Consider the following 25321-nt stretch of genomic DNA (forward strand, 5'->3'; position numbering starts at 1 on the left):
TTATGTCTTCTCATCATATCGTTCGAGAAAACCAAGAACCGGCCCTGTTTATTGCTCATCCAAACTGTTTGGATGAGGAGTATCTTAATCAGTTATTGGAATGGAGTCCTACCATTATTACCCTGGCGGAACATTATGAGGGTCTTAAATCACGCGAGATAAAAATTGATGTAATTTTGGATAATCAAGGATTAGAGGAAGGCATCCTGGAAGAAAACATGTTGCTTGTCCCCTTTTCGGATAATTTTATTGAACCTTTATTTTCCTACCTAAAAGAAAAGAAAAACTTTGCTGTCAATATCCTGACCGCTGATATTCAATTAGATCCTTATATTTCCTACTTAGCAGATTTCAATATCAATTTGTTGAATTATAATGGGAAAACCATGTTTTTAAAGAGTTATGAGAAATGGTTGCCAGAGGGATTTAATTTGAAAATTGAAAAACATAAGGAGCCGTTCTCAGAACAACATAATCTATCCTTGAAAGGAGACCAATGTTATGTTGTTTTACAAGATGGATTCGTTACTATACCTAATCAAGAGAATTTTTTTATTATCACTGAAGAGCTATGATCAAGATTGTTAAAGCCAATAAGGAAGACGCAGAATTGATTCAACAGCTTGCACATTCAATCTGGTACCCTACATATCAAGAAATCCTGTCTAAGAAGCAAATAGATTTTATGTTGGAAAGGATGTATTCTGTAGAGGCGATTCAAGCTTCTATGGCACTCAAATCAATATTTTACCTATTGTTTAATGATGATGAGGCCGTAGGCTTTATTGGAATGGAACCGAAGGAAGACTTATTGAGGATTGAGAAGATATATTTATTGCCAAACACACAAGGAAAAGGTTTTGGGAAACTTTTAATTGACTTTGCAGCAGATGAAGCGAGAAAACAGGGATTATCCGAATTGGAATTAAATGTCAACCGAAGTAATAATGCCTATCATTTTTACTTAAAACAAGGTTTTAGGGTTGTTGAGGAGGTCGACATTCCTTATTATGAATTTATTCTGGATGATTATATCATGCGAAAAAAAATTTAAGGGCGTATTTTAATACGCCCTTATTTTTTAATCTCTTAATTTTTCGACCCTGCTTGGGGTTTGTGTTCCATTGATGATTCCGATTGCACCGGTTGCAATTGCTTCTATGCTGGATTTAATATTGTTTATGTCTAGTGTACTTACTTCATCCTTCACCGTGTGATAATATTGGTCTTTATCAATTTGAGATGTTGAGAATGTATGTGCTGGCACTCCTAATGCTGCTAATACAGCATTATCGCTGCGGTAGAATAGATTTTGCGTAGTATATGGATCTGGATGGAAAGTGAATTCAGAGCCTTTCAGGTTTTCCTGCATTAATTGTCCAAGGTTAGAAGCCTTATAGCCTGTAATGTAAAGACTATTGGGACCAAATTTAGAGTCCTTTCCAATCATTTCAATATTTATCATTGCCACAACTTTTTCAGGATCGATATTGTTGGAAAAGTATTTCGAACCAAACATTCCAATTTCTTCCGCTGTGAAAGCGACAAAGATGATGGTCCGTTCATTGTTGTTTAACTTCTTGTAGTATCTTGCTAATTCGATCATTGCCGTTGTACCGGAGGCATCGTCATCAGCTCCATTCGCAATTGAATCACCTTCGACTGCTGGCAAGATGCCGATATGGTCGTAATGACAAGAAATTACTACATATTCATCAGGCTTAGATTTTCCTGGAAGAACAGCCGCGACATTAAACATTTCAAACTCTTCTGATTTAATGGTCTGTTTGATTTCTTGGTTTTTTGGTATTTCATCTGCTACTATAAAGATTTTAGGTGCAGACTCCTTTTTTTCCTGTCCTTTGATTACAACACTCTCTCGGTTGTAAATTTTTTTGAATCTTGCCAAAAAGGGAGCATGTTTTTTATCAACCTGAATGATTGCTTTGTTAGGATTCTGCTGAACTATTTCACGGAATTTTTGTGAGAAATCATCTTCAGCACTAATTTTAATGTTTTCATAGCCAGATGATTTTTGGGTAATAGGTTCGTTTAACTTGCCTACAATTAAAAACTCATCATCATTCAATTTTTTATCACCTAGTATTACGCTCTGTTGAGAAACGTTAGAGCGATTGACCAGAAAGGATTGGCGAAAATTATTTCCGATATATGGTTTAAGTCCTATTTCTTTAAATTCTGCGGCGATAAAATCAGCTGCATTAGCGATGTCATTTAAGTTTAATGCCGAACGGCCTCTCATATCATCCGATGCGAGGGTATTCAAGATTCTAGAAATGTTTTCAGTGCTTGTTATCTGCTTTTCCTGCGCAAGGCAAATATTAAGGAAAATGGTTAAAGATAAGAGAGCTAAGAGTTGTTTTCTCATGAAAAAAATGTTTGCAATGAAATTAATAAAAATTCTATAGTATTGGCAGGGCGTTTGATGCTAATTTTTTTATATTTGATAAAAAGCTTACTATGAAAGAAATTAGCGTTCAAGAATTAAAGGACATGATGGATCACAATGTTGAGTTTCAATTAATCGACGTTCGTGAACCTTTCGAATATGAAGTATCTAATCTAAATGGGGTAAACATTCCATTATCAGGAGTTGTTATCGAATCGGATAAGATTTCAAGAGATATTCCAGTTGTTATCCATTGTCGTTCAGGAAAGCGTAGCGCACAGGCGGTTATGCTATTAGAACAGGAAGGATTTTCGAATTTATCCAACCTGCAAGGCGGAATTTTGGCCTGGAAAGATGCGTTTGATCCGGAGATGGATGTATATTAAGAAACAGCAAATCAATAAAAAGCTCAAGGTTACCTTGAGCTTTTTATTTTTAGGGCAATTTATTGCTTAAATAACAATTTTTAGTCGTTATCCTTATTATTTATTTAAAAATTATGTTTTTAATCTATTGAGTATTATTAAAATTATAAAAGCAGTAACTTTATAGTATTATTCCAAGAATAAACAAAAACATAATTTATGTCAAATCAATCCAACACAACTTACAGCTTCTTTCAAGGAGTGGGTCGTAACTTTGACAAAGCGGCCAAATTCACAAAATTTTCTTCTGGTATCCTCGAACAAATAAAGGCATGTAATTCTATTTTACGTGTTAGGTTTCCAGTTAAGATAGGTGATAATGTTGAGGTAATAGAAGCTTACCGTGTTCAACATTCACATCATAAACTACCCTGTAAAGGTGGTATTCGCTTTAGTATGGAGGTTGATCAGGATGAGGTTATGGCATTGGCGTCATTAATGACTTTCAAGTGTGCTATTGTGAATGTTCCATTTGGTGGAGCAAAAGGTGGTGTAAAGATCGATGCGAAGAAGTATAGTGAATATGAATTAGAGAAAATAACGCGGAGATACACTACAGAATTAGTCAAAAAGAATTTCATTGGTCCAGGGACGGATGTGCCAGCACCAGATTATGGAACTGGCGCTCGTGAAATGAGCTGGATCGTTGATACCTATACCACTTTGAACCCGAATGAGATTAACGCTCAAGCATGTGTTACAGGAAAGCCCGTATCACAAGGTGGGGTTCGAGGAAGAACGGAAGCGACTGGTTTAGGAGTGTTTTTTGGTGTGAAGGAGGCTTGTAAAATCGAAGAAGACATGGCTAAACTAGGCCTTACTGTCGGAGTAGAAGGGAAAAGGGTTATTGTTCAAGGATTAGGAAACGTAGGTTATCACGCGGCAAAATATTTTCAAGAAGCAGGTTGCATCTTGGTCGGTTTAATTGAATATGAAGGCGCGATTTATAATGAAGCCGGATTAGATTTAGAGGAAGTTGTTGCCCATAGAAAAACGACAGGTTCCATTTTAAATTTTCCAGGAGCAACAAATATTGAAGATTCATCGAAAGGTTTGGAATATCCATGTGATATTTTGATTCCTGCGGCTTTAGAATCTGTAATCAACGGTGATAATGCAGAAAGAATTCAAGCCCAAATCATCGGAGAGGCTGCAAATGGGCCATTGACCCCAGAAGCAGATGAGGTTTTCAACCGCAAAGGTAAATTGGTTATTCCTGATATTTATTTGAATGCTGGAGGGGTGACTGTTTCATATTTTGAATGGTTAAAGAATTTAAGCCACGTTCGTTATGGTCGTTTAGAAAAGAGATTCAGCGAGAACATGTATGCTGAGATTTTGAATATCATCGAATCGATGACAAACCAGAAAGTTTCCAAATTAGAACGCAAGATTATATTACGTGGTCCAGATGAAGTTGATTTAGTATATTCTGGATTAGAAGACACGATGATAGGTTCATACCACGAGATTCATCAGATTTGGAAAAGCATGGAAGGGGTTGAAGATTTAAGAACAGCAGCCTTTATTTGTGCGATTAACAAGGTTGGAGAATCTTACAAAGAATTAGGCATCTTCCCATAAAGCTGGTAGGGATTTTATCCTTAACTTTGTTTTATGAATAAATTATTCCATCAGACTAAACAGGCATTCCTATTTAGTCTGACTTTTTATATACTTTCTATCTGTCTTTTTTTGTTGAAAATAGGCTTCGCTCCTATCCTATTAAGTATATCGGCGCTATTATCCTTGATTTGGGTTGTTTTAGTGTTATTAGAGGTTATGAAATCAGTTAGGATTTCCAATGGCGAAAGATTAATGATTGTGTTATTCATTATTTTAGGCAATATTTTAGCGGGAATAGTGTATTTTTATTTCCTTCGGGAAAAAGTGACAGGATATAAAGAAATAAAGAAGAAATGACGAAGAAATTTATATTGAATTTACTGCTTAATCTAGGAATTGTATTTTTGGTATTAAGTGCTTGGGCAGGTTATAACAGTGGACAATTATTATATTTAGGGATATCGGTCGCTTTATTAGTGGTCTTGATTTATCTGAAGGTTGTTTTATTGAAGCAAGTTAATCGAGATGTAAGAGCCAAGCAGGAAGAGAAAGCTAGATTAGCACAACAAGAAATGAAGAAACAAAAGAAAAGGGCTAAATAATAGCCCTTTTTCTTTTGTCTTATAATTTGAAACCGAGTCCTTATTTTACAAAAGGAGGTTTTTTAACGATAGCTTTGATAGGTTGGTTACGGATAGAGATAAAAATCTCCGTTCCTTCTTTCGCAAATGCTGTATCTACATATCCTAAACCAATTGATTTTTTCAATGAAGGCGACTGTGTACCAGAAGTTACACGGCCAATTTTGTTTCCATCTGCATCTACAATTTCATAATCATGACGAGGAATACCTCTGTCAATTATTTCAAAACCAACTAATTTTCGAGAAACACCTTTTTCTTTTTCAGCTTTCAAGTTATCAGAGTTAACAAAATCCTTAGTGAATTTAGTTACCCATCCAAGTCCAGCTGCTAAAGGAGACGTATTATCATCTATATCATTTCCGTAAAGACAGAAACCCATTTCAAGGCGTAGAGTATCCCTTGCACCAAGACCTATTGGTTTAATTCCGTATTCTTTTCCAGCATCCATGATTGCGTTCCATACTTTTTCAGCATCTTCATTTGCTACATAGATTTCGAATCCACCAGCTCCAGTATATCCAGTTGCAGATACCAAAACGTTATCTACACCCGCAAATACTCCTTTTTGGAAAGAATAGTATTCCATTGGTGCCAAATCGATATCAGTAAGTTTTTGAAGTGCATCAGCAGCTTTAGGTCCTTGAACAGCAAACAAAGAAGTTTCATCAGAAATGTTTTTCATTTCAACGCCTTCGCTGTTGAATTTGCTGATCCAGTTCCAATCTTTATCGATATTGGACGCATTTACAACCAATAAATAGGTTTTGTCATCAATTTTATAGGTCAAAAAGTCATCTACAATACCACCATTTTCATTAGGAAGGTATCCATATTGAACTTTGCCATCATATAATTTAGAGGCATCATTAGAAGATACTTTTTGGATTAGATCTAGAGCTTTTTCACCTTTTAAGATGAATTCACCCATATGACTTACGTCGAACATCCCTACAGCGGTACGCACCGTTTCGTGTTCGTCGTTGATACCAGAATATTGTACTGGCATATTAAATCCGGCGAAAGTAACCATTTTCGCACCTAAAGCGATATGAACGTCTGTTAACGCAGTTTTTTTCATATTTAATTAATGATTTTTAATTGATACAAAAATAGGAAAATTAACGTGGAAATAGTATTTAGTATAAAGTATTTCCTTGTTTAGTATAGAAGGGTAAAATAGGATTAGAAATGACCGAATCTCAAGAGGAGATTGAAGTTAAAATGAATCGATATTCAGTAAATCCAATGCTCTTTGGAATTCGGGTTGAATATTGGCTTCAATAATGATATCTTGTTGATTTATTGGGTGTTTGAATTGTATTTTTTTGGCATGGAGCAGCATGGTGTCATGCTCGAAAGTGTCTTTCCAAAGCTTGTTTTGTTTATTACAACCATGCGGCCTATCCCCTATTATTGGGTGAAAGATGTGGGCGAAATGTCTTCGCAATTGATGCATTCTTCCTGTTTGGGGTTCTGCAAGCACTAATGAATATCTTGAAGTCTGAAATTTTCCAAAAGGAAGGTCAATTTCAGTTTGCGCCAAGGTTTTATAGTGGGTTAAAGCTTCTTGAATTGTTCCATTCTCTTTTTTCAGCGGATAATCAATCGTTCCTTCAGGTTCAGTATGGCCCCTTAGTACCGCCAAATATTCTTTTTTAATGAGATTTTGTGAAAATGCCGTTTGGATAGCACTATCCATTTCCTTATTTAGAGAAAATAAAAGTACTCCTGCTGTTTTACGGTCTAGGCGATGTGCTGGATAAACCTTTTTGCCAATTTGATCTCTTAATAATTGAAGGGCAAATTCAGATGTGTCGGCAGCGATAGAAGACTTATGAACCAATAAGCCATGAGGTTTATTAATGGCTATTAAATCCTCATCTTCAAAAATAATTTCGAGCATTTGTTATTTTTTTAATGCATCAATCAACATTCCAGCCTTTTCATCAATTTTAGAACTGATCCAAACCTGACCAAAAGCTCCCCCACCAATGATTACTTTCTCACTGTTCCAGTTAATTCTGGTCAAAGAGAAGATATAGTAATTTTCGGTGTAAGTGTAATTATTGACAAATTCATTGACTACCTGGTCTCCTATCAGCATCATTCCAAAATCAACAGCATCCTGATGCTTATAGTCCATTTGCTTTTTCAGGATTTCCTTTGCCTTCAGAGTTAGTTTGTCATTTATCTTTTCCTTGGATGGATTAGTAAATACAGCTGCTAAGAGTATTATTACTCCCAATAAGGCAAATATTCTTGTTTTACTCATAGCTGCAAAAATAGTTTATTTTAGGTAGAAAGAGCTAAAATATCAATCCAAATAGCCAAATGGTTAAGGCATACATCGCGTAAATAAATAGAACGATAGTTATGAAAATGCCGACTCCAAGTGCGATGAGAATGTTTTTTGCGCTTCCTTGATGCTTATCATCGTAATAATGCTCTCTTAATAGTTTTATGTTCTTTTCATTAGCCTTATTGAAGAAGTCGAAGATATTTCCAAATAAAGGAATTGATCCCAATAAAGCATCCCAAGTCACATTCATCAACATTTTTACAGCGACTTTGCTGCTAGCTCCGTTGCGATACATCACTGAAACAAGGACCAATGAAATAATAAATGTTGCGATTTGGCCACCAAAAGGGATAAAGTTTAAGATGGGATCTAATCCAAATCGGAAGTTTCCAATGCGGAAACGACTATCCATAAGTACAGATAGTCGTTTTACCCATTGGAAATCCTTATCAATTTTTTCTAGCTTATAAGAATGTTCTTTTGTCATTTTTATTTTAACTCGAATACAGCTTCTATATTACAAGTAAGTTTTATAGGTTTAACTTCAATATCCAAACCTTGTTCGTCACTGGCCATTTCAGCGTTAGCTGTTTTTGCGGACATGGCATACATACGAGGTTGAGGAAGGATATCGTTCCAGTTAAAGCTGCTATTATCATTTATTACAATCACTTTCCCAACATTTTCTGCATCAGCAGCCGCTAAAATTTCAGCATTTGTTCTTGCATCACGAACAGCGATTGTTTTTAATTCTTTCTCGATTTCTTTTTTCTGAGTATGATCATAACCAGAAATATTAGTGCTTTGTAGACCCTTTGAATCCACTTCTTCTAACATTGGGTTTAAATTTTTAAGGTCAGTTACCTTAATACGATATTGTCGAGCCTGAAGTAGTTCGTTATTTTTCTTTTTTGTTTCGGCATTATAGCTGTAGATGTTTTGAACGGTAAAGTCTTCTTTTTTAACGCCATTTTTCATAGCTGCATCGAAAAGTTGTTTTTCCAATTGATCAATACCCACCTTTTTCTTGGTATTACCATCCTGATAATACTCTTTTAAAGAAATTGATAGATAAATAATATCCGGAGTTACTTCTTTTTCTGCGTATCCACGAGTTGCTACTCTTCTACTGTTTTCCATATTCATAGTTTGAGCGTTTAGAGAGGTCACAAGACCTACTACCGCTAATAGTGCAATTAATTTTTTCATAATCTTTTTAAATAAATTGTTTATGGCAAAAACCTTTCCAAATTATCGATAGAAAAAATAAGCAGTAAAATATTCAGAAATGTTTACTACATTTAACGATTAAATTTAATTGGTATTCAAAAAATAATGATACCTTTAAAAAAACAATAGTAATTATTATGCAAGAAGGAGTAGTAAAATTCTTTAATGAAGCCAAAGGTTTCGGCTTCATCATTCCAAATTCTGGAGAGAGTGAAATTTTCGTTCACGTTTCTGGATTAGTAGACAAAGTTCGTGAAAACGACCATGTTTCTTACGAAGTACAACAAGGTCGTAAGGGCTTGAACGCGGTAAATGTAAAACTTATCTAAGAATTAGATTCAATATATTTATTGTGGAAAACCCGTTGAGAATAATCTCAACGGGTTTTTTATTTGATAAGTTTTTGGAGCCAATAGTTTACTAAGCTTAAAATAAAACAGGTTGTATTATAAGCAGTAAAAAAGGCCTAGTTTCCAAAAATTTCCTCAAGAATATAGAGGGAATTTATTTGACCAAAGTTTTCAGTATGAAGCCTGTAGTAATCAATTAGTTTTTGCAAAAGATACGTGCGATCTGCCTTGTTTAGTTTTATTTTGTTACAATTTGAAAAGCTACTTTGTAAAATTTCTCTGAATGTAGTGCTGTATGGTTCCTGGATAATATGGAAGTGAGCCGGAGGGGTTTTTACGAATTGTCCTTCCAATAAATCAAAATACGGCAAGTTGCTAACTATTGGTTTGAATCCTAAATAGTGACTTAGTTTTGCAAGGAATACCAAATGATAATTTGCAAGACCACTTTGACTTTCATCGAGCCATATTATTGCATTCTCTAGAAAATGGAAAAGTTGCGGTTCTGGATGCTGATGTCTTAATACCTTATATAGGACTTCATTTAAGAACATCGCTATTGAACTTTTTACTATATCTAATGGAATGGATTTGAGGACCGGGACCTGCTGAGCCTCTTTGATCCGTTGGAGGTTGTTGTTTTCTTTATTGTAAACCACCATTTCCAAAAGATGAAATGGTTGCAGAATATTAAATGGAATTTTGGCTTTAGGTTTTCGAGCGCCATTGATTAGATAGGACTGTAAACCTAAAGCTTCAGTATAAATTTGAGCGACGACACTACTTTCGGAGTAGTTAGTGACTTTTAAAGTAATCCCTTTGGTTTGTTGGAGCATCAGGTTCTACTCTATTTTTTATTTGTGTTTCTGCGTTCGTCCAGAAGTGTGTTTCGATCAATTTTTCTAAATAAACGATAAATTAACGTAATAAATCCGACACCAAATGTAATGACTCCGACCGTAAGCAAAAGTTTGTACCAATTGTTTTCGGCATTCATGAGGATGATCCCATAATAGATACAGCCTATTCCGATCAAAGTAAAAGCTAATCCTCGTATTAAAAACTTGTTCATTGTGAATTGTTGAAAACTATTGTAAGCCTCGATATAAATAATAATGCAAAATACAGTAATTTTGTTGACTTCTGACCCTTTCCTACATCATTTTAAAATATTTCGATATTTATTATTGTATTTCCCAAAAGAAATATAGATATTTGCACACTCGTTTCTGAGGAACGATAATTGAATTAGAACAACAATAAAAAATCGAATATCATGTCAAGAATTTGTGATTTAACAGGCAAGACGGCATTAAAAGGAAATAACGTATCTCACTCGAACGTTAAAACAAAACGTAAATTCTATCCTAATTTACAGACTAAACGTTTTTATATTCCTGAAGAGGATCGTTGGATTACTCTAAAAGTATCTACATCGGCTATTAAGACGATTAATAAAAACGGTATTACAGCATCTATCGAGAAATTTATTAAAAAAGGTCACATTTAATAGATAGCCTGTTATATCAACAGAAAATAGAATCATGAAATTCACCCGTGAGGGTATAAATAAAGTAAGGCAATGGCAAAAAAAGGAAATAGAGTACAAGTAATCTTAGAATGTACTGAGCACAAAGAAAGTGGTCTTCCAGGAATGTCTCGTTACATTACCACAAAGAACAAAAAGAACACAACTGAGCGTTTAGAATTGAAAAAATTCAACCCAGTATTGAGAAAAGTAACAGTTCACAAAGAAATTAAGTAATAAACACATGAACCTTTAGGTTCATCTAAAAAATATTATACCATGGCAAAGAAAGCAGTTGCATCATTACAAAAAGGTGGTGGTAAAGAGTTTACTAAGGTAATTATCACAGCTAAATCTGCAAAAACTGGCGCTTATACTTTCAAAGAAAGTATGGTACACAATGACAAAGTAAAAGAGGTTGTTGCTGCGGCTTCAAAATAAGCAGTTAGATATTCCTTTTTTTAAAGTTTTTCTTTAAAAATCTTATAATTAGCCGTTTTGGGAGCACCAAAAGGGCTTTTTTAGTATTCTGTATTTAAGTATCTTTGATACAGTTCTGATCCATCATCTATAACATATCCATCATGGGATTATTTGATTTTTTTAAAAAGAAGCAAGAAACGCCTGAGGCTCAAGAAGCACTAGACAAAGGTTTAGAGAAAACCAAAGAAGGTTTTTTCTCCAAAATTACCAAAGCAGTAGTAGGGAAGTCTACCATTGATGACGAAGTTTTGGATAATCTTGAAGAGGTATTGGTAACCTCTGATGTTGGTGTCACGACGACCTTGAAGATTGTTGACCGTATTCAGAAACGTGCTGCACAGGATAAATATGTAACTACAGATGATTTAAATCGCTTATTAAAGGATGAAATTCAAGGTTTGTTGGCTGAAAATAACAGCAACGATTTCGAATCCTTTGAGTATGGGAATCAGAAACCATATGTAATTATGGTTGTAGGTGTTAATGGCGTTGGAAAAACCACAACGATTGGAAAACTAGCTCATCAACTAAAAGAAGCTGGCAATAAAGTTGTTTTGGGGGCTGCCGATACATTTAGAGCAGCAGCGGTTGATCAGATCCAGTTATGGGGAGAACGAGTAGGAGTTCGTGTTGTTGCACAGCCTATGGGTTCAGACCCTGCATCTGTAGCTTTCGATACCGTAAAGTCTGCAGTTTCCAATGGAGATGATGTAGCCATTATTGATACTGCTGGAAGGCTTCATAATAAGGTGGGCTTGATGAATGAATTAACCAAGATTAAAAATGTAATGCAAAAGGTTATTCCTGATGCCCCACATGAGATATTATTGGTTTTGGATGCCTCTACAGGACAAAACGCCATCGAGCAAGCAACCCAATTTACCCAGGCGACAGATGTAAATGCTTTGGCACTGACCAAATTAGATGGTACAGCAAAAGGCGGAGTAGTTATTGGGATTTCGGATCAATTTAAAATTCCTGTAAAATATATTGGAGTAGGAGAGAAGATCGGTGATTTACAGTTGTTTAACAAAAAAGAGTTTGTAGACTCCCTGTTTAAATAGTCTACATCATAATATGAAAACAAAACAAGCAAAAAAAGTAACAAGCTTTGTGAAACCTCGTGTAAACGTGGTGACTCTAGGTTGTTCAAAAAATATTCACGATAGTGAGGTTCTGATGGGCCAATTAAAAGGTAATCAGATGGAGGTGGTCCACGAAGCTTCCAATATCCAAGCTAACGATATCGTTGTTATTAATACCTGTGGATTTATTGATAATGCGAAACAAGAATCTATTGATACCATTCTTCAATTCTCAGAATTAAAAGATCAAGGCAAGGTTAATAAAGTTATTGTCACAGGCTGTTTGTCGGAACGATATAAGCCTGAACTAGAATCAGAGATTCCTAGTGTTGATGCTTTTTTTGGCACCAATGATCTTCCAGAATTACTTTCCAGCATAGGGGCAGATTATCGTCATGAATTACTTGGCGAAAGACTATTAACTACCCCTTCCCATTTTTCTTATTTTAAAATTGCAGAAGGATGTAACCGTCCATGTTCTTTTTGTGCAATACCTTTAATGCGCGGAAAGCATGTTTCTAAATCTATTGATGATTTAGTTAAGGAAGCGAAGTTTTTGGCATCAAATGGCACTAAAGAGCTTATTTTGATTGCTCAAGATCTTACTTATTATGGTCTTGATATTTACGGAAAACGTAATTTATCTGATTTATTACGTCATCTATCAGACGTTGAGGGCATTGATTGGATTCGTTTGCAATATGCTTATCCTTCGGGTTTCCCAATGGATATCCTGGATGCAATGAACGAAAGATCTAATATTTGCAACTATTTAGATATGCCGTTGCAACACATTTCTGATCGCATGCTGACTTCTATGCGTCGCGGAACTAGCAAGCAAAAGCAAATCGATCTGGTAAATCAAATCCGTGATAAAGTTCCTGATATCGCCTTGAGAACTACTTTAATCTGTGGTTACCCTGGTGAAACAGAACAAGATTTTCAAGAGATGTTGGAATGGGTAGAAGAGACAAGATTTGATCGCTTGGGCTGTTTTACATATTCACATGAGGAAAAAACTCATGCTCATAACTTGGAAGACGATGTTCCGGAAGAAGTTAAACAAGATCGGGTTGACCAAATTATGGAAGTTCAACAAGGAATTTCATATGAAATAAACCAGGAAAAAGTTGGAAATACGTATAAAGTATTGATCGACAGAGTAGATGGTGATTATTTTATTGGAAGAACTGAGTTTGATTCTCCAGAGGTTGATAACGAAGTCGTTTTAGAGGCAAAATCAAATTATGCTAGAATAGGGGACTTTGTACAAGTACATGTAGACCGGGCTGAAGATTTTGATCTGTATGGCAACATTGTCAAATAACTATAACTTTTGTGGCAAGTAGTCGTGCTTTTTTTAAATTTTTGTATTTTGTATACTGAATGCCTATACATTTGTAAAAGTTTAAAAGAGGTAGATGAAAGCCACATATATTGATTACAGCGACACTAATAGTTTTTCCAAAACCTTAATAGCCTATTTAAGCCATAATCCGCAGCTGGCTGCATTTTATGGGAATAAGCCTGATTTAAATGGTTTTAAGGATCAAATTAGCCAAAAGAAAAATTTCGCTCATAGAGAAATTTTGACTCAAAATTTGAGTGATCAATATGCTGAATTATTAGCCTCTTCTCCAGAGGTTGCTCAAAATATTATCCGACTTAAGGATAAAAACACTTTCACGGTCACAACCGGTCACCAATTAAATATATTTACAGGCCCATTATATTTTATCTTCAAGATAGTTACCGCAATTAAGCTGGCTGAAGATCTTAAAAAGGCTTTTCCAGAACATGAGTTCGTTCCTGTTTACTGGATGGCAACCGAAGATCATGACTTTGAAGAAATCAATCACACGAAGGCGTTTGGTAAAAAGATCTCTTGGGATGTTGAATCTCATTCAGCAACAGGTAGAATGGACACCGCAAGTATAGTCGATACTGTAAAACAGTATTGTAATACTTTCGGTCTTTCTGAAAATGCCACCGTACTTACAGATCTTGTAAGTGATGCCTATTTACAGGAATTGAGTCTCGCTGATGCCACGAGAGTTTTTGTGAACTCCTTGTTCAAGCAATATGGCCTCGTAATAATTGATGCTGATAGAAAAGGTCTTAAAAAATTATTTGCTCCGATTATGGAGGAAGATATTTTGAAAGAAAAGAGTTTCAAAGCGATTGAAAAGAGCTCAGAGCAGTTATTAGAACTGGGTTTTGCGACCCAAGTTCATGCTCGTGAAATCAATTTTTTCTATTTGACAGATGATTTTCGTGAAAGGATTGTTCGTTCACCAGACGGGAAATATGAGGTTTTGCATCAGAATCTTTATTTCAGTGAGGATGAATTAAAAAAGGAGATTCATGATCATCCAGAAAGATTCAGTCCTAATGTCGTGATGCGACCAATGTATCAAGAGTTGATTTTACCTAATCTAGCATATATAGGAGGAGGTGCAGAAATTGTTTATTGGTTGCAATTAAAGGCGAATTTTGATCAATACAAAGTAGAGTTCCCTATCTTGATTCCAAGGAATTCCGCATTGATTACGGATGACCAATTAGCGGGTAAGATCTTTAGGTTAGACTTTACCTTTAAAAGCATATTCAAGCCATCAGAAACTCTTAAAAAGGATTACGTAAAGCGTATTACCAAGCATAGGTTGAACCTCCAGGATGAATGGATGGAATTCAATGCTATTTTTGGAAAGATAAAATTAAGGACCCATAAGATTGACCCTAGCTTAGGACCAAGCACAGATGCGGTAAAGGCAAGGCTTAAAAAAGCCATCAACAACTTAGAAAAGAAATTATTAAAAGCAGAAAAAAGGAATCATCAAGATGCTTTAATTCAGATAGATAGAATTAAGGAAAAGCTGTTTCCCGGAGGTGGGTTGCAAGAGCGGACTGAGAATTTTGCTGAATTATATTTAAAACACGGAGATGATTTAATTCCTGATTTAGTCAAGAATTTCAATCCATTAGATTTCAAATTCACTATACTATATTAATATGAAAATGGAAGTGTTATTGAAAAGCAATTTCTATAAATACTATACGGAAAAGGCTTTTTTAACCGAGAGTGATTTTGAGCAGTTACTCCCTTTTTTTGAATTCCGAGAATTATCTCATAACCAATATATTCTAAGGGCAGGGGAGGTTTGTAAGCATTTTTTGTTTGTTGAAGAAGGATTATTGCAGTTCTTGTCCCTGGACGAAAAAGGAGTTGAACATATTCTTCAATTTGCTCCTGAAAACTGGTTAATGGGAGATCGCTCAAGCGTCTATTTTGATGAACCTTCATTGTATTACATCAAAGCTATTGAACCTAGCAAAGTGGTGTTTTTGCATCCTAAATTCTTTACTGAAGCCGCCAAATTGCGTATTGATTTTGCGATGTTCACAGAGCGGTCCTTGCAGAGAAGTATCTATTATCTGCAAAGAAGAATAAATTCCTTGCTAGCCATGACGGCAAAAGAACGTTACTTAGAATTTATGGAATTATACCCTAATTTGTTGCTTAGGGTGCCGCAATGGATGATTGCTTCTTATTTGGGAATTACACCAGAAAGCCTCAGCCGAGTTCGTAGAGAAATCGCAAAAGATAGTTTTTAAAACTGAGGTTTTCTAACTAGAAAACCTCAGCCATCATACATCTGGCACTACCACCACCATATTTTTCTATACTGAACAGTGGCGCATGGACGATTGATCCATGTTGTTCCAGTAATTCTATCTCCTCATCCTCAAAAGCTTCAAATGCCTGAGAACTCATGCAGATGATTGGTTCCCCATCAATATTCTTTACCTCCAAAATATTTCCAGCAAAATGATTCATCTGATCTTCTGTAATTTCAATGATCTCCTTTCCAGTGGCTTTCAATTGAGAAATCACAAGTTCCCTTTCTTCAATAGTTCTAATTGTCTCTAAACAAATAACACAGAAGTTAGTACCCACAGACATCATAACGTTTGTATGATAAATTGGTAATAGCAGATCCCCCACTATTTGGGTTGAATGGAAAACCACTGGTTTATAGCCTTGGTCTTTACAGAAGATATGAAACAACTCCTCATTTGCCCTTTCTGATAAGGAGCAATAAGCGATTTTATTAACCCGATCCAAGATCATTGAGCCTGTACCTTCTAAGAATTTCTTTTGTTCTTCGTTAGGCGTATAGTCTTGTATAATTTCATAATGCTTTCCAAGTTGATCCAACTTTCCGATATAATTTAGTTTTCTTTCATTCCTTCTGTTCTCAGCAAACATGGGATACAGAATACATTTATTCACATGAAATGAAATGACATTATTTGGGAAAATGCTGTCTGGAGTATCTAATTTGCCTGAATCTTGAACAACCAAGATTTTGATCCCAGCATTTTTAAGTGATTTTACAAAGTTGTCAAATTCAGTAATGGCCAGATCCGATAGTCGGTCTGTTTTTTCATTTTCGGCTTGAAAAAAATTGTTTACAGCAGTTTCCTCATTTCTACGGAAATAGAAAGGCCTGACCATCAGGATTGTATTGGTAGTTTGCATTTTATTTTCTTATTAATGGTAATGTAGAACAGCGTAATAAGCCTTCTTGTTTTCCTATTTCGTGATAAGGGATTTCTTCAACTATAATATTTTGCTCTCGAAGCCAGTTATTCAGCCTCGTAAACCGCTCTTCGCTCACAATAACATTCGGTGAAATTGAGAAAACATTAGAGAACATTTGATACATTTCATCAGCTGTAATCTGAAAGACATTTTCTTCGCCAAATAGCTCAAGTAAAAATTGAAAATCCTCAGGGTTTCTAAAGCCACCTGGATATATAATTGCCTTATTCTCCGCAATAGGCTGAAAACAACAATCCAAATGTAAAGCATTGGATTTGGGGTCGGTCATGGATTTAATTAGGTCAAAGCCCATCACCGTCTTTTCCGGAAATTTCTCTTTTATAAATTCTACTCCTTGAATATTAGTCCTAGCAGTATTGATTTGAGAATAATCGTCTGCGGTGTAAGTTCCAATAAAGATATAGTCCTTCCATAATATTACATCGCCACCTTCAATATGGATGTATTCTGGTGCAGTAATTAGCTTATCCGGATCAATTTGATCGATAATATACAATATGGCTTCCCATTCTTGTGCACGATCGGGGAGGATATTGGATTTTACAAAATAATCATCAATGACAAAGCCAATGTCACGAGTAAATATTTGATTTAGATCACTGATTGTTTCTGGGCGATAAATTTCCACCCCATATTTCAACAAAACCTGTTTAAAGGACTCTAATTCATGCAACATATCGCTTTCCGTTGGATAGGTTCCAGCAAGAATATGTTCTAAAGATTTGGGGTCATAAGCATCTTGGGCCGTTGGAGTTGGACCATTGTTATTTGCAATGCCAAGAATGACAGCAGACAAACGATTGGTTTCATTCCTCACGTTTAATTTAAGCATATAATTTATTAATTGATTCAGCCTAAATTAGCAAAGATTCTGATTTTAAATATAAGTGAAAAAATTATTGTAAATATTTAATATTTAAGACGGTAATTGTGGGATAAAAACATTAAAAAGAGGGGGTTCAATGCAGAAAATGGAATGATTTCAAAGTTTATTTGAAGTTTTTTTAATAGTTAAGTCATATTGACCATATTCTTTTCAGAAGCTTCTTCAACCTTAAATTGTTTCATTTAAAATGAATGGGCTGAAAAGCTATTACAATTCTAAATTTATTCTAGTATTGTTAATCGATATTCAAAAAAATATGCAATCGATTGATGTGATAATAAAAGTTTCCTCATAGGTGCTGGCTTTAAAAATTACCTATAAAAAGCGTATCTTTGCACATCTAAAATTTCTAAAAGAAAATCTATTGAAATATTTTGGATAACAGATAGTTAATCAGTCTCAAAAGTTACAATCAATTCTTAAAATGAGTAACGTATTTTACCAAGAAAAATTTGAGGATCGCCATAATGGTCCAAGTTCTGCGCAGGTAGAGGAAATGTTGAACGTACTTTCAGTTGGTTCATTGGATGAATTAATCGAACAAACTGTTCCAGCACAAATTCGTAAAAAAGAAGGTTTAAAACTTCCTGCAGCTCTAAGTGAAGTTGCATATTTGGAGAAAATTGCTCAAATCGCAGAAAAAAACAAGGTTTTCAAATCATATATCGGTCAAGGATATAATGATGTTATCCTTCCAGGTGTTATCCAACGTAATGTATTTGAAAATCCAGGATGGTATACTCAATATACTCCTTACCAAGCTGAAATTGCTCAAGGTCGTTTGCAAGCATTGTTGAATTTCCAAACAATGGTTTCAGATTTAACAGGCCTTGAAATTGCAAATGCTTCCCTATTGGATGAGGCTACTGCAGCAGCTGAAGGAATGTTTATGTTGTACAGTACGCGTAAAAACAAAGACGCAAATGTGTTTTTGGTTACTCCAAATGTATATCCTCAAACACTAGATGTATTACAAACTAGAGCTGTGCCTTTTGGTGTTGAAATCCGTGTAGCAGACCTGACTGTTGAAAATTTAACGGACGATGTTTTTGCTGCTTTCGTTCAATATCCTGCAGCTGATGGTACTGTAAATGATTATAAAGAATTTGCAGCGTATGCTCATGATAAAGAAATTACCGTTTGTGTAGCTACAGACTTGATGTCTTTAGCACTATTAACTCCTCCGGGTGAATGGGGCGCTGATGTAGTCGTTGGTAACTCGCAACGTTTTGGTGTACCAATGGGATTTGGTGGCCCGCATGCAGCATTCTTCGCTACGAAAGAAGCTTACAAACGTAATATCCCGGGAAGAATTATTGGAGTTACTTCTGATTCTAACGGTGAATATGCATTGCGTATGGCTCTACAAACGCGTGAACAACATATCCGTAGAGATAAAGCTTCCTCAAACATATGTACTGCCCAGGCTTTATTAGCTATTATGGCATCTTTTTATGCTGTATACCATGGACCTAAGGGAATTAAAAACATCGCCCAACGCATCAATGATTTAACAAAATTAGCGGATAAAGCAATCCAATCTCTAGGTTACAAGCAAGTAAATGCATCGTATTTTGATACGCTACGTTTCGATTTAGGAAATGAAGTTGGTGGTTTGAAAAGCGAAGCATTAAATCATGAATTAAACTTCTACTACGAAGACGGAACTGTAGGTATCTCCATCGATGAGACAACTACCTTTGAAGATATCCAAACGATCGTTAAGGTATTTGCTAAAGTGAAAGGCAAAACAATTAGTGATGTGGATATGGATGCCTTGGTAAACGAATTAGGAACTTCCATTCCTGAGCATTTAGAAAGAGCTTCAGAATTTTTAACACATCCTGTATTTAACAGCTACCACTCTGAGAGTGAAATGTTGAGATATATCAAGTCTTTAGAAGCAAAAGACCTTTCATTGTGTCATTCTATGATTCCTTTGGGATCATGTACAATGAAATTGAATGCAACGACTGAAATGGTGCCAGTTACTTGGGCTAGATTTGGTGGTTTACATCCATTTGCTCCTGCTGATCAAACCTCAGGTTATATGCAATTGATCAATGAATTGAATGATTGGTTGTGTGAAATCACTGGATTTGCAAAGATGTCCTTCCAACCTAACTCTGGTGCACAAGGTGAATATGCTGGTCTTATGGTTATTCGTGCTTACCACCATAGCCGTGGCGATTTCGATAGAAATATCTGTTTGATTCCTGCATCTGCTCACGGTACTAACCCTGCTTCGGCATCAATGGCTGGATTAAAAGTAGTGGTCGTGAAATGTGATGAACGCGGAAATATCGATGTTGAAGACCTGAAAGCTAAAGCTACTGAACACGCAGCTAACTTAAACTCTTTAATGGTTACTTATCCTTCTACTCACGGGGTATTTGAAGAACCAATTATCGAGATCTGTAATATTATCCATGAAAATGGTGGTCAAGTGTATATGGATGGTGCGAATATGAATGCTCAAGTAGGGTTGACTAGCCCAGGTTATATTGGAGCTGATGTTTGTCACTTGAACTTACACAAAACCTTCTGTATTCCTCACGGTGGTGGAGGTCCTGGTATGGGTCCTATCGGTGTTGCAAAACACTTGGTTCCATTCTTACCTAACCATGAAATCGTAGAAATCTCTGGTGAAGAAGGAATTTCTGCCGTTTCTGCCGCTCCATTTGGCTCAGCGTCCATATTGGTGATCTCGCATGCTTATATTGCGATGATGGGACCTGATGGACTTACAAATGCTACTAAAAAAGCAATCTTAAATGCTAATTATATCAAAGCGCGTTTAGAGCAACACTACCCTGTGTTATATGCCGGTGCTAATGGTCGTTGTGCTCACGAAATGATCTTGGATTGTCGTGGATTTAAGAATGTAGGAATCGAAGTTGCGGATATCGCAAAACGTTTAATGGACTATGGTTTCCATGCTCCAACAGTTTCTTTCCCTGTTGCTGGAACCTTAATGGTTGAACCAACTGAGTCTGAATCAAAAGCAGAATTAGACAGATTCTGTGATGCATTAATCAGCATCCGTGCTGAAATCGCTGCAGTTGAAAATGCTGAAGCTGACCAAAAAGACAATGTCTTAAAAAATGCGCCACATACCGCAAGAGTTGTTACAGGTGATGAGTGGGATAGACCTTACTCACGTCAAACAGCTGCTTATCCAATTGAATACTTAAGAGTTAATAAATTCTGGCCTTCAGTTGGTCGTGTTAATGATTCTCAAGGTGATAGAACATTAATCTGTTCTTGCCCTCCAATGGAAGCTTACGCAGAAATGTAACAACAACAGTAAAATTAAAATAAGTTTATATAGCCTTTACTCTATTTTGCTGAGTAAAGGCTATATTCGTTTATACTAATTACCAATTGATTATGGGAATGGAAAATGTTGTAGCCGTTATAGGTTGGATAGGCGTCGCTTGTTGTACAATAGGCTTTTTGCTATTAAACACTAAAACTGTCATGTTTGATTCCTGGATTTACCAGGGAATCAATGTTATGGGTGGAACAGGTTTAGTTATTAGCGCACTTTACTTTCATGACATGCCGAATATTACCTCAAACTCTATGTGGATCATCATTGCTTTATATGGCCTTTTAAAACCCTATTGGAAGCGTGGTGATAAAAGTGAGATTGTCTCATAATTTTAGTTTTAATGCTCTAAAAGCGTAATTTCGATGAATATTTAACTTGGTTTCGTATTCCTCTTTCTCTGATACCAAGCTTAAATAATAGTACGCTCCATCCACCAAAACATAAATTAAATCTGCTGTAGCATCCGCAGATTCTATATCTACAATACCTGCCTCCTTACATTTATTTAATACCTCAGCAAGGTGCACCCGCAAAGAATCATGTAGCCTTTTGAATTTCCCCTTTATTTTTTTGTCCCGAAAGCCCATGGCGTAGCAGCTATAGAATATGCTATCATTAAAAAGAGCATTCCACTTTTTTGAAAATAATTTATCGATAAGGTCAATTAAATAGCCTCTTAGGTCTTGGCCTGACAATTTTTGTCTTTTGTATATAACCAGATACTTTTCTAGAATATAATCGATTAAAGCATAATTGAGCTCTTCTTTATTCTTGAAATAATGAATGATAAGACTCGGATTAATCTCCATTTCAGAAGCAATTTTTGCAATCGAGGTATTCTCTAATCCTTCCTTTTTTGCAACCAAGTAATACTTTTGAATTATCTCTTTCCGACGCTCATCTTTAATACTATTTCTGCCCATGTTACGATTATATTTTGAATGACTGTTCAATTTATTTGTTGTAGACCTAATATCAGTAGATATTTTTGAATTTTGATAAAAAATATTTGAAAAAATATATTTTTCATCTAATTTAGAGAGCATTACTGAAAATCAGATAACCAATATGCCATCCATATAAATGGCAACCCACATAAACTTAAAAGTCTTTTTATTTTAAAATAACATTGTATTAACATTGCCTAATTACTTTTGTATTTTGAATGAATATTCAATTAATTTAAATATGAAACCTAACCATTTTCGAAAAGAATCAGCATGTAGCATGTTGAGCAAAATTCTGCTCTTATTTTTTGTTTGGTTTATTCCATTTGTCCTCATGGCCCAAGAGAATTCCTTGACTGGTCATGTCTCGGATGTTGATGGTAATAATCTATCAGGGGTGAGTGTAATTGTAAAAGGAACAAACAAAGCCACATCTACTTCAGATGATGGTAAATTTAAAATTGACGGGATCTCCAGAAATTCAACCATTATTTTCAGATCATTGGGCTATAAAACTCAAGAAATTGTAAGTAATCCCGGTGATGTTCTGAATATCAAGTTGGAAACTGATGCCAGTAACCTGGATGAAGTCGTTGTCGTTGGTTTCGGGACCCGGAAGAAAATTAATCTGACAGGGGCTGTCGATCAAATATCTGGTAAACAGCTTGAATCAAGACCGGTAACGAATATTATGCAGGGACTGCAAGGTGCAAGTCCCGGTCTAAATATTACTTACGGCAATGGTAGCCCAGGCGGAATCCCTAATATTAACATCCGGGGAACAACTTCAATTAACGGTGGTAGCCCATTAATCGTTATTGACGGTATTCCAGTTTCCGACACCTGGGATATGATCAGGTTAAGTCCTAATGATATCGCAACTTATACGGTTTTGAGAGATGCTGCTTCTGCTGCAATATATGGAGCAAGAGCGACCTACGGAGTCATTTTAATTACCACAAAGTCTGGTCAGCAAGGCAAGCAAGTTGTAGGCTACAATGTTACAACCGCTTGGGGCCGACCTACTGAAATGCCTGACGCAATTACAGACCCTTACATCTTCTCGAGATTGTTGGAAATTTCAACCGACAACACACCTTGGGATTATGTGAATTATAGTGAAGAGCATTATAAATGGGCAAAAGATCGGTCTAATGACCCTTCATTGCCAGATGTAAGAGTAAACCCAGATGACCCTAATGTTTGGGCCTATATGGGAGGTAATAACTGGAATGACTTTTTCCTCCATAACTCTTCTTTCTCCCATGTACATTCATTGACATTTTCTGGTGGCGCCCAAGTGAATAATAAACCCTTAAACTATTATTTATCGGCCGATTATACTAAAGAAAATGGATTGAACAAATTAGCATCCGATTATTGGCAAAGAAAAGGAATCCGCAGTAGATTCTCATTTGTGCCTCTAAATTGGTTAAGAGTAGATAATAATATGAATATCTATCAAACCAATCGTGACATGCCAAATGCCAGCCTAACGGATATCTATTACTTGACACCAACCGATGTAATCAAGAATCCAGATGGAACGTGGGGAAATAATGCTGCGGGTAGATTAGCAGCGAGAATGGTTGATGGAGGTAAGAGAAATGAAAACATGTTTGGTTTTCAGAATATCTTCAATGCGGTAGGAACATTTTTAAATGGAGATTTAACAGTTACTGCTGACGCAAGTTTCAAACGCGAATATTGGCGCTATCCAGAACATTCAAATAAATATAAAATTGGATATGGACCCAATGATGTCAGGGAAGAAGGTGGTAACGGATATGTGCAGGATAGAAGAGGGGAAGTTGTTAATGATGTATTTAACTTATACGCGAATTACAATAAGAAAATTGGAAAACACGCACTAAGTGGAACTCTAGGGGTAAATCAGGAAGAATATATCTATTCTACCACAACTGCCTATAGAGACAAGTTAATTTCATCAACCTTGCCTTATTTAGCCTTGACCTATGGTGAACAAAGAATTAATGCAGCGTATAGTTCTTATGCGACTCAAAGTGCATTTGGTCGGATAAACTATACTTTTGATGATAAATATATCCTAGAGGCAACTGGTCGTTATGATGGCTCATCAAGGTTCCCTAAAGGAAGTCGCTGGGGATTCTTCCCATCAATTTCAGGAGCATGGATTGTAAGTAATGAAGCCTTTTTCGAAGAATTCAAACCTACTTTTTCAAACTTGAAGTTTAGAGCTTCATACGGTAGCCTCGGAAATCAAAGTGTTGGAGATTTCTCTTACATCCAAACCATGGGAACAGGTTTATCCGGATATCTTATCAATGGAACTCAACAACAGGTAATAAACGGAGCTCCACCGCTGACCATTGACCCGAATACTTACACTTGGGAAACTGTTTCAACCTTGAACTTCGGTACTGATATCGGCCTTTTTAACGATAAATTCTTTACTAGTTTTGATTATTACATCCGTGAAACTTCCGGGATGTTAACCAGAGGACAAGAATTGCCAGGCGTTTTAGGAACAAATGTTCCTAGACAAAATTCCGCAGATCTGAAAACAAAAGGCTGGGAGCTAACTGTCAATTATAAAGATCAGTTTAATATCGCCGCAAAACCTTTCCGTTTTGATGCAAAAGTCGTGTTATCTGATTCCAGAGCACATATCACAAAATTCCAAAATGACCAAAGACTATTATCCGATTATTTCGAAGGATATGAGTTCGGAGCATTGTATGGACTTGTAGGAAATGGATTCTTTAAGAGCCAAGCCGAAATAGATGCCCTAGATGAATCCGCAATTGTCCCTTGGGGAGCCTTGAGTATTGTAAATGGCTGGCCAAAATTTGAAGATTTGGATGGTAACGGCAAGATTGAATTAGGTCTGACTGAAAAGGATATGAAAGACCGTAAGGTCATCGGGAATACTTCAGATCGCCTTCGAATTGGTTTCAACCTAAGTATGGATTGGAATGGATTTGATGGCTCTGTATTCTTACAAGGGGTGTTGAAGAGAGATTTCTATCCTGGCCATTATTTGTTCTGGGGGCCTTATCAACAACCGTATGCAAATATTTACCCTTGGCATTTAGACTTCTATCGCGAAACTTCTGATTCTCCAGAACAGCGAGCGAAACACTCCGATTCTTATATTGCCGCCGGATTAGCAGATGAAAATCATGATTCTTCTTACCCGGTATTGCAATCTTGGTTGGCAGATGCAAATGATGGAAAAGGGTTAGCAATTCCTAATACCCAATATTTATTGAATGGAGCCTATGTTAGGATAAAGAATATCAGCTTAGGATATTCCTTGCCAAATCATATTATTGAAAGATGGAAACTCGGTAGAGTAAGATTCTTTGTTACTGGTGAAAATATTTTTGAATTCTCTAAAGTCAAGAAATATGTTGACCCTGAGGCTATCAACAATAATACAGATAACAGTGCTTGGGCTTATCCTTTCCAAAGAAAAATCGCCGCAGGTATCAACTTAGATTTTTAGTAGACCGACCATTAAAT

Annotated in this window: 27 protein-coding genes; 16 read left to right on the forward strand and 11 right to left on the reverse strand. The window is 36.0% G+C overall.

The annotated features are described in order from the left end of the window. Positions 1–2: 2 nt before the first annotated feature. Positions 3–575, forward strand: coding sequence for a hypothetical protein (locus tag ACF3OC_RS00105; protein ID WP_392470612.1), 573 nt, complete (start codon positions 3–5; stop codon positions 573–575). Then, positions 572–1054, forward strand: a complete 483-nt coding sequence (locus ACF3OC_RS00110) for a GNAT family N-acetyltransferase (protein WP_094281204.1) — start codon at positions 572–574, stop codon at positions 1052–1054. The genes ACF3OC_RS00105 and ACF3OC_RS00110 overlap by 4 nt, the downstream gene beginning before the upstream one ends. Before the next feature lie 27 nt (positions 1055–1081). Here ACF3OC_RS00110 and ACF3OC_RS00115 read toward each other — a convergent pair whose 3' ends face one another. Then, positions 1082–2389 (reverse strand): M28 family metallopeptidase, encoded by a 1308-nt coding sequence (locus tag ACF3OC_RS00115; RefSeq protein ID WP_094258649.1) that lies wholly within the window; start codon positions 2387–2389, stop codon positions 1082–1084. A gap of 92 nt (positions 2390–2481) precedes the next feature. On the opposite strand from ACF3OC_RS00115, the gene ACF3OC_RS00120 reads away from it, so the two are divergent. The 3 genes from ACF3OC_RS00120 to ACF3OC_RS00130 all read left to right on the forward strand — a co-directional run bounded on the left by ACF3OC_RS00120 (position 2482) and on the right by ACF3OC_RS00130 (position 5003). Next, positions 2482–2796, forward strand: a complete 315-nt coding sequence (locus ACF3OC_RS00120) for a rhodanese-like domain-containing protein (protein ID WP_094258648.1) — start codon at positions 2482–2484, stop codon at positions 2794–2796. A 198-nt stretch (positions 2797–2994) separates the two neighbouring features. After that, positions 2995–4419, forward strand: coding sequence for a Glu/Leu/Phe/Val dehydrogenase (locus tag ACF3OC_RS00125; protein ID WP_094281206.1), 1425 nt, complete (start codon positions 2995–2997; stop codon positions 4417–4419). A 335-nt stretch (positions 4420–4754) separates the two neighbouring features. Next, on the forward strand, positions 4755–5003 hold the full coding sequence (locus ACF3OC_RS00130) for a DUF6358 family protein (RefSeq protein ID WP_094258645.1): 249 nt from the start codon (positions 4755–4757) through the stop codon (positions 5001–5003). Positions 5004–5043: 40 nt separating this feature from the next. On the opposite strand, the gene gcvT is transcribed toward ACF3OC_RS00130, so the two are convergent. From gcvT to ACF3OC_RS00155, 5 genes are all read right to left on the reverse strand, one after another. Further along, positions 5044–6123 (reverse strand): glycine cleavage system aminomethyltransferase GcvT, encoded by a 1080-nt coding sequence (gene gcvT / locus ACF3OC_RS00135; protein WP_392470616.1) that lies wholly within the window; start codon positions 6121–6123, stop codon positions 5044–5046. Positions 6124–6261: 138 nt separating this feature from the next. Next, positions 6262–6948 carry a pseudouridine synthase gene (locus tag ACF3OC_RS00140; RefSeq protein ID WP_094281212.1) on the reverse strand — a complete coding sequence of 229 codons (687 nt, stop codon included), beginning with the start codon at positions 6946–6948 and terminating at the stop codon, positions 6262–6264. 3 nt (positions 6949–6951) lie between these two features. Then, on the reverse strand, positions 6952–7317 hold the full coding sequence (locus ACF3OC_RS00145; protein WP_094258642.1) for a DUF4359 domain-containing protein: 366 nt from the start codon (positions 7315–7317) through the stop codon (positions 6952–6954). Between the two features lie 34 nt (positions 7318–7351). Further along, positions 7352–7831 carry a DUF4112 domain-containing protein gene (locus ACF3OC_RS00150; protein WP_094258641.1) on the reverse strand — a complete coding sequence of 160 codons (480 nt, stop codon included), beginning with the start codon at positions 7829–7831 and terminating at the stop codon, positions 7352–7354. Positions 7832–7833: 2 nt separating this feature from the next. Next, positions 7834–8553 carry an SIMPL domain-containing protein gene (locus ACF3OC_RS00155; RefSeq protein ID WP_094258640.1) on the reverse strand — a complete coding sequence of 240 codons (720 nt, stop codon included), beginning with the start codon at positions 8551–8553 and terminating at the stop codon, positions 7834–7836. 158 nt (positions 8554–8711) lie between these two features. Here ACF3OC_RS00155 and ACF3OC_RS00160 point away from each other — a divergent pair, with 158 nt between their 5' ends. Beyond that, entirely contained in the window at positions 8712–8903 is a 192-nt protein-coding gene (locus ACF3OC_RS00160) for a cold-shock protein (RefSeq protein ID WP_093100014.1), read from the forward strand. A 137-nt stretch (positions 8904–9040) separates the two neighbouring features. On the opposite strand, the gene recO is transcribed toward ACF3OC_RS00160, so the two are convergent. Together recO and ACF3OC_RS00170 are read right to left on the reverse strand one after the other, a co-directional pair. After that, positions 9041–9760, reverse strand: a complete 720-nt coding sequence (gene recO, locus ACF3OC_RS00165; RefSeq protein ID WP_094281216.1) for a DNA repair protein RecO — start codon at positions 9758–9760, stop codon at positions 9041–9043. A gap of 11 nt (positions 9761–9771) precedes the next feature. Then, complete coding sequence (locus ACF3OC_RS00170; protein WP_094281218.1) at positions 9772–9996, reverse strand: hypothetical protein; 225 nt, start codon at positions 9994–9996, stop codon at positions 9772–9774. 204 nt (positions 9997–10200) lie between these two features. Here ACF3OC_RS00170 and rpmB point away from each other — a divergent pair, with 204 nt between their 5' ends. From rpmB to ACF3OC_RS00205, 7 genes are all read left to right on the forward strand, one after another. Beyond that, positions 10201–10434: a 50S ribosomal protein L28 gene (rpmB, locus tag ACF3OC_RS00175; RefSeq protein WP_094258637.1), complete on the forward strand. Its 234-nt coding sequence runs from the start codon at positions 10201–10203 to the stop codon at positions 10432–10434. Between the two features lie 72 nt (positions 10435–10506). Next, complete coding sequence (gene rpmG, locus ACF3OC_RS00180; RefSeq protein ID WP_002998409.1) at positions 10507–10689, forward strand: 50S ribosomal protein L33; 183 nt, start codon at positions 10507–10509, stop codon at positions 10687–10689. A gap of 42 nt (positions 10690–10731) precedes the next feature. Beyond that, positions 10732–10893: a DUF4295 domain-containing protein gene (locus ACF3OC_RS00185; protein WP_094258636.1), complete on the forward strand. Its 162-nt coding sequence runs from the start codon at positions 10732–10734 to the stop codon at positions 10891–10893. Between the two features lie 143 nt (positions 10894–11036). Then, positions 11037–11999 carry a signal recognition particle-docking protein FtsY gene (ftsY, locus tag ACF3OC_RS00190; protein WP_094258635.1) on the forward strand — a complete coding sequence of 321 codons (963 nt, stop codon included), beginning with the start codon at positions 11037–11039 and terminating at the stop codon, positions 11997–11999. 13 nt (positions 12000–12012) lie between these two features. Continuing rightward, the gene (gene rimO, locus ACF3OC_RS00195; RefSeq protein WP_094281220.1) at positions 12013–13347 is read left to right on the forward strand and encodes a 30S ribosomal protein S12 methylthiotransferase RimO; all 1335 of its coding nucleotides are present in this window, start codon (positions 12013–12015) and stop codon (positions 13345–13347) included. A gap of 94 nt (positions 13348–13441) precedes the next feature. Further along, positions 13442–15031, forward strand: coding sequence for a bacillithiol biosynthesis cysteine-adding enzyme BshC (gene bshC / locus ACF3OC_RS00200; protein ID WP_392470625.1), 1590 nt, complete (start codon positions 13442–13444; stop codon positions 15029–15031). A gap of 1 nt (position 15032) precedes the next feature. Then, complete coding sequence (locus tag ACF3OC_RS00205) at positions 15033–15635, forward strand: Crp/Fnr family transcriptional regulator (RefSeq protein WP_218823976.1); 603 nt, start codon at positions 15033–15035, stop codon at positions 15633–15635. Positions 15636–15651: 16 nt separating this feature from the next. On the opposite strand, the gene ctlX is transcribed toward ACF3OC_RS00205, so the two are convergent. Both ctlX and ACF3OC_RS00215 read right to left on the reverse strand, forming a co-directional pair. Beyond that, positions 15652–16563: a citrulline utilization hydrolase CtlX gene (gene ctlX / locus ACF3OC_RS00210; RefSeq protein WP_094281223.1), complete on the reverse strand. Its 912-nt coding sequence runs from the start codon at positions 16561–16563 to the stop codon at positions 15652–15654. A gap of 1 nt (position 16564) precedes the next feature. Next, a complete protein-coding gene (locus ACF3OC_RS00215) occupies positions 16565–17479 on the reverse strand; it encodes a dimethylarginine dimethylaminohydrolase family protein (RefSeq protein ID WP_094281224.1) in 915 nt (304 codons plus the stop codon). Between the two features lie 478 nt (positions 17480–17957). Here ACF3OC_RS00215 and gcvP point away from each other — a divergent pair, with 478 nt between their 5' ends. Both gcvP and ACF3OC_RS00225 read left to right on the forward strand, forming a co-directional pair. Then, positions 17958–20831 (forward strand): aminomethyl-transferring glycine dehydrogenase, encoded by a 2874-nt coding sequence (gcvP, locus tag ACF3OC_RS00220; RefSeq protein ID WP_094258629.1) that lies wholly within the window; start codon positions 17958–17960, stop codon positions 20829–20831. A gap of 98 nt (positions 20832–20929) precedes the next feature. After that, a complete protein-coding gene (locus tag ACF3OC_RS00225; RefSeq protein WP_392470628.1) occupies positions 20930–21196 on the forward strand; it encodes a hypothetical protein in 267 nt (88 codons plus the stop codon). Here the strand turns inward: ACF3OC_RS00225 and ACF3OC_RS00230 are convergent. Next, the gene (locus ACF3OC_RS00230; protein ID WP_094258692.1) at positions 21191–21790 is read right to left on the reverse strand and encodes a TetR family transcriptional regulator; all 600 of its coding nucleotides are present in this window, start codon (positions 21788–21790) and stop codon (positions 21191–21193) included. The genes ACF3OC_RS00225 and ACF3OC_RS00230 overlap by 6 nt on opposite strands. A gap of 265 nt (positions 21791–22055) precedes the next feature. Here ACF3OC_RS00230 and ACF3OC_RS00235 point away from each other — a divergent pair, with 265 nt between their 5' ends. Continuing rightward, complete coding sequence (locus ACF3OC_RS00235; RefSeq protein WP_256962551.1) at positions 22056–25304, forward strand: TonB-dependent receptor; 3249 nt, start codon at positions 22056–22058, stop codon at positions 25302–25304. The last annotated feature ends 17 nt before the right edge of the window (positions 25305–25321 follow it).

Origin of the sequence: Sphingobacterium cellulitidis (genome assembly GCF_043187465.1) — a bacterium.
Lineage (GTDB): Bacteria > Bacteroidota > Bacteroidia > Sphingobacteriales > Sphingobacteriaceae > Sphingobacterium > Sphingobacterium cellulitidis.